At 70.0% G+C, this 4640-nt stretch carries 6 protein-coding genes; 4 read left to right on the plus strand and 2 right to left on the minus strand.

Annotated features, from left to right (window positions below; translation table 11 throughout):
* The first annotated feature begins 103 nt into the window (after positions 1-103).
* Positions 104-721, plus strand: a complete 618-nt coding sequence (locus tag B2X67_RS13210) for a TPM domain-containing protein (RefSeq protein WP_286785768.1) — start codon at positions 104-106, stop codon at positions 719-721.
* A gap of 64 nt (positions 722-785) precedes the next feature.
* Here the strand turns inward: B2X67_RS13210 and B2X67_RS13215 are convergent, their stop codons facing one another.
* A complete protein-coding gene (locus B2X67_RS13215) occupies positions 786-1250 on the minus strand; it encodes a RidA family protein (protein ID WP_286785769.1) in 465 nt (154 codons plus the stop codon).
* 247 nt (positions 1251-1497) lie between these two features.
* Between B2X67_RS13215 and B2X67_RS13220 the strand changes: the two genes are divergently transcribed.
* The 3 genes from B2X67_RS13220 to B2X67_RS13230 all read left to right on the plus strand — a co-directional run bounded on the left by B2X67_RS13220 (position 1498) and on the right by B2X67_RS13230 (position 3474).
* A complete protein-coding gene (locus B2X67_RS13220; RefSeq protein ID WP_273232910.1) occupies positions 1498-1896 on the plus strand; it encodes a hypothetical protein in 399 nt (132 codons plus the stop codon).
* A gap of 63 nt (positions 1897-1959) precedes the next feature.
* Positions 1960-2619, plus strand: coding sequence for a glycosyltransferase (locus tag B2X67_RS13225; RefSeq protein WP_286785770.1), 660 nt, complete (start codon positions 1960-1962; stop codon positions 2617-2619).
* A 9-nt stretch (positions 2620-2628) separates the two neighbouring features.
* Complete coding sequence (locus B2X67_RS13230) at positions 2629-3474, plus strand: glycosyltransferase family 2 protein (protein ID WP_286785771.1); 846 nt, start codon at positions 2629-2631, stop codon at positions 3472-3474.
* On the opposite strand, the gene B2X67_RS13235 is transcribed toward B2X67_RS13230, so the two are convergent.
* Positions 3449-4495, minus strand: a complete 1047-nt coding sequence (locus B2X67_RS13235) for a glycosyltransferase (protein ID WP_286785772.1) — start codon at positions 4493-4495, stop codon at positions 3449-3451. The genes B2X67_RS13230 and B2X67_RS13235 overlap by 26 nt on opposite strands.
* Between the last annotated feature and the right edge of the window lie 145 nt (positions 4496-4640).

Consider the following 4640-nt stretch of genomic DNA (forward strand, 5'->3'; position numbering starts at 1 on the left):
CGGCGGCTTCGGCGGGGGCGGTGGTTTTGGCGGCGGCGGTGGCGGCTTCGGCGGCGGCGGTGCGTCCGGTGGCTGGTAACTGCGAACGGATACGGGAAACACGATGACCTTACTCAGCGACAGCGACCAGAAGCAGGTGGCAGACGCCATCGGGCGCATCGAGCGCGACACCGACGCTGAACTGGTCACGGTGCTCGCCGCCCGCGCGGACGACTACAGCTACATCCCGTTGCTGTGGGCCGCGCTCCTCGCGCTGCTGGTGCCGGGGATCGTCAACTATCAGCCGTTGTGGCTGAACGCCCACGAACTGCTGCTGGTGCAGTGGCTGACCTTCATCGGGGTCGGCCTGCTGTTCCGCCTCAAGCCGCTGACCACCCGCCTGGTGCCGCGCGGCGTGCGGCACTGGCGGGCGGCCAACCTGGCACGGCGGCAGTTCCTCGAACAGAAACTGCACCACACCGAGGGCGGCACCGGGATGCTGATCTTCGTCTCCGAGCAGGAGCGCTACGTGGAAATCCTCGTCGACCACGGCATCTCCAGCCGCATCGGCGATGACACCTGGGCGGCGATCGTCGGCGAATTCACCCGCGCCGTACGCCAGGGCGAAACGCTGCACGGCTTCCTGGCCTGCATCGAGGCCTGCGGCGAACACCTCAAGCGCCACGTGCCCGCCACGCACACGCGCAACGAACTGCCGGACCGGCTGGTGATTCTCGACTGAACAGCTGCCCTGTTGGCGCGGACGCAAGGCCACCCTCGGGTGGCCTTTTGCTGTCCGCTCGCGGCTAGGCCTTCACCGCGATCGCGGTGATTTCCACCAGCCAGCCCGGCGGCACCAGGCGGATCACCTGGGCGCGGGTGCGGGTCGGCACTCGGGGTTGCTCGGCGGTGCCGAAGTAGCGGTTGTAGACCGCCGAGAAACCCTCGAAATCCGCGGCGCCGTCCAGCGCCGGGTCGCCCACCAGCAGGGCCTGCATGCTGATCACGTCGCCGAGGGCATAGCCGTGGCGTTGCAGGGTCGCGGCGATCTGCTCGATCACGCTGCGGGTCTGGGCGGCGGTGTCGCCGTAGGCGGCAACGCTGCCGGGCGCGGCGCTGGCGTCGATGATGGCCGGGCCGACGCCGCTGAGCACCAGTTGGCGGGCGCCGCCGGGGATTTCGATGGCTTCGGCGAACTCGCGCGCCCAGGGTTCGACGCCGTGGGCCGGGTTGAGGTGGCGGACGACCGCGTCCTGCTGTTGCTCGCTCATGGGCGTTCCTCGGGTGACGGGACGCCGAGCTAAACGCAGGCGGACGGGGTTTGTCGACCGCTTTCGCCGGGCGTCCGCAGGCGACCTATCGGGCTGGGTCGGGCGTTTCCGGTCATCCGTCCGGTTTTCGCAACCTGTGCGAGGCCGCGGCGGACTAAACCTTGGCAGCGCGGAAACGCCGCCGTCTCCGGCTCATGCGGGACGGCGCCGGTACGGCTGCAGCGCTGAGGTTTTTTTGGAGAACACCATGAGAGTTCGTCACCGGATCGGCAAGATCGCCACGCGTTCCCCCTTCGATACCCCCGTAAACCTGCGCCGCGCCTGCGCGGCCGTCGCGCTGTCGCTGTCCGCGGTACTCGCGGCGCCCGCCATCGCGGCGGATTGCTCCACCACCGACGCCAAGGGCAATCAGTGCATCAAGGAGTTGTACAACACCTCCAAGCCCGACGACGCCGGCGTCAGCCATGACATCGCCTTCCAGAACAGCTGCGACCACGACGTGATCGTCGATGTGCGGCGCAAGAGCGGCGACATCGTTTCCAACGAGGTCGCCGCGGGCAAGCAGAGCAAGCTGAGCTGTGTCGACCACGAGGGCTACTCGCGCAACTGCGGTGGCTTCGAGTCCTGGAAGGCGCGCTGCGAATGATCCAAGCCTGATCGGCGCCCCGCCGGGGCGTGCCGACACCATTGCGTTACCCGAGGGCGTTCCATGATCGGTGTAGTCATCCCTGCACATAACGAAGAAGAGTGTCTTGCCCGTTGCCTGCGTGCCGTCATGCGCGCGGCGGAGCACCCGCAACTGGCCGGTGAACCGGTCCATGTGATGGTGGTGCTGGACGCCTGTGACGACGGTTCCCGCTGGGTGGTCGAGCAGTATCCGGTCAGCCTGCTGGAGATCCACGCCCGCAATGTCGGCGTCGCCCGTGCCGAAGGCGCGGCACGCCTGATCGCCGCCGGGGCGCGCTGGATCGCCTGCACCGACGCCGACACCCTGGTGCCCGACGACTGGCTCGCGGCGCAGCTTTCCTACGGCGCCGACGCGGTCTGCGGCGTGGTCGAGGTGGATGACTGGAGCGCGCACTCGGCCGATGTGCGCAGCCGCTACGAAGCCGCCTACTTCGACCAGGAAGACCACCGGCACATCCACGGCGCCAACTTCGGCATCAGCAGCAGTGCCTACCTGAAGGCCGGCGGCTTTCCCGCGCTGACCGCCCACGAGGACGTGCACCTGGTGCGTCGCCTGCAGGAGATCGGCGCGCGCATCGCCTGGAGCCGCTCGGTGCGGGTGAAGACCAGTTCCAGGCTGGAGTGCCGCGCGCCCGAGGGCTTCGGGCATTATCTGCGTTCCCTGGCCAACGCCGCGCTGTAGCGCCCGCCGATGAACGTGATCACGCTGGTTCACGGGCGTGCGACGCAGCTCGCCAACCTGGTCGCCGGGCTCGAACAGTCGACCGTCCCGGTGGCGGCCTTGTGGGTGGTGTGGATGAACGAGGCGCCGAGCCCGCTGCACAGCGAGCGTTTCGCGATTCACGCGCTGCGGGTCGACGGTGAGAACGGCGCGCTGCCGCTGGCGCGCGCGCGCAACGCGATCCGTGGACGGGACGAGGCGCGGCCCTGGGTGTTCCTCGACGTGGACTGCATTCCCTCGCCGGGGCTGCTGCGCGGTTATCGCGAGGCGCTGCGAGCACATCCGCAGGCGCTGCACCTGGGCGAGGTGCGTTATCTGCCGCCGTCGGCCAACGACCCCGGCTGGACCGCACAGAGCCTGCACGCCGCCAGCGTCGCCCATCCGCTGAGCGTGTTTCGTGGCGAAACCGGGCAGCCGATGCCGCATCACCTGTTCTGGTCACTGAATTTCGCCTGCCGTGGCGAGGTGTTCGAGCGCATCGGTGGCTTCGACGACGGCTATCTGGGCTACGGCGCCGAAGACACCGACTTCGCCTTCCGTGCCCGTGAGCGGGGCGTTGAGCTGCGCAGCGCCGATGCCCTGGCCTATCACCAGTACCACCCGACCTACCGCCCGCCGCTCAACCACTTCGCGGCCATCGTCGCCAATGCCCGGCGTTTCCATGCGCGCTGGAACGAATGGCCGATGGGCGACTGGCTCGGCGGTTTCGCCGAGCGTGGGCTGATCGACTGGCGCGACGACGAGCTTGAGGTGCTGCGTCAGCCCAGCGCTGCCGAAATCGCCGCCTGTTTCAACGAGGCCCGCACGGGCTTCTGAAGGTTTCCGCCATCACGTTCTCGATGATCGCCGCGCAGCGCGCCGTGGCCTGCGCGTCGGCCCAGGCCTGCCAGGTGCGCGGGTCGAGCCCCTCGGCACGGGCCAGCAGCGACGGCCACCGGCTCGCCTCCGGCCAGCCCTCCAGGCCAATGGCCACGCCCAGTTGTTCCAGCCGCCGCGCCTGCTGCAGTTGCTCGTCGAAGGGGCGCTCTTCGGCGATGGCGATGTAGCGGCAGCCCAGCGAGGCGGCCTCCGCCACCAGGCTGTCGCCGGCACTGCCAATTACCAGCTCGGCGCGGCGCATTTCCTCCGCCGGATCGTCCAGCGTGCCCAGGTAGGTGAGGCTGTCGGGCACTTGCGTCGGTTTGCCCTGGAGGGCGCCGGCGACGTACAGCGAGCGTTGCGGGCAGGCGCGGGCCAGCTCGGCCAGCCCGGCGTGACTGAAGGCGCTGCCGCCGCGCCCGTTGATCACCAGCACGCGGCCCGCTTGCGGTTCGGCGGCCGCGCTGCCGGCGTAGCGCGACACCCAGCCCGCGTAACGGGTCTTGGCGAGCACCTCGGCGGGCGTGTCGGGGCTTTCCATCGCCGGCGGAAAGGGCGCCAGCAGCGCCGTCGCGGTGGCGTAGGCCTGGCGGTGCGCGGGGTCGTCGCGGCGGCCGTGCTGGCGCAGGTAGAGGGTCGGCACGCCGAACAGCCGTGCCAGCAGCGCGACCTCCACCGAGACGTCGACCACCAGCAGGCAGGGCCAGGCCGCGCGCATCCAGTCGCCGAGCAGGCCCATGCGTTCGCGCAGGCCATCCACCGCCAGCGGCGCGTAGTGCAGGGTGTCGAAGCGCTCGACGCGCATGCCCGGCGCGGTGTCGCCGGGCAGATCCAGGCGCCCGACGGAGGCCGGCAGCGGCGGCAGGTTCGAGCCGATCAGCGTCACCGGGCAACCCAGCTGCCGGGCGATCGCCAGCGCACGAGTGGCGTGGCCGGCGCCGTGGTGATGGACGTAATAGCCGACCTGCGGTTCAGCCATGCGCGTGGCTCGCCACGACATCGCGCAGCAGCTGCTCGTAGCGCGTCAGCATCAGCTCATGGCTCCACTGCGCCTCGGCGTGGCGCCGGCAGGCCGCTCGCGATTTGCCCCGCGCCACCCGCAATGCCGCGGCGAGGCCCGCCAC

Origin of the sequence: Pseudomonas sp. UBA3153 (assembly GCF_002364635.1) — a bacterium.
GTDB classification, from domain to species: domain Bacteria; phylum Pseudomonadota; class Gammaproteobacteria; order Pseudomonadales; family Pseudomonadaceae; genus Pseudomonas_O; species Pseudomonas_O kuykendallii.

What these genes read in the sequence shown, in the direction of transcription:
- B2X67_RS13215 (WP_286785769.1), bottom strand. Translation starts at nt 1,250, where the DNA reads ATGAGCGAGCAACAGCAGGACGCGGTCGTCCGCCACCTCAACCCGGCC.
- B2X67_RS13225 (WP_286785770.1), top strand. Translation starts at nt 1,960, where the DNA reads ATGATCGGTGTAGTCATCCCTGCACATAACGAAGAAGAGTGTCTTGCC.
- B2X67_RS13230 (WP_286785771.1), top strand. Translation starts at nt 2,629, where the DNA reads ATGAACGTGATCACGCTGGTTCACGGGCGTGCGACGCAGCTCGCCAAC.
- B2X67_RS13235 (WP_286785772.1), bottom strand. Translation starts at nt 4,495, where the DNA reads ATGGCTGAACCGCAGGTCGGCTATTACGTCCATCACCACGGCGCCGGC.
- B2X67_RS13210 (WP_286785768.1), top strand. Translation starts at nt 104, where the DNA reads ATGACCTTACTCAGCGACAGCGACCAGAAGCAGGTGGCAGACGCCATC.
- B2X67_RS13220 (WP_273232910.1), top strand. Translation starts at nt 1,498, where the DNA reads ATGAGAGTTCGTCACCGGATCGGCAAGATCGCCACGCGTTCCCCCTTC.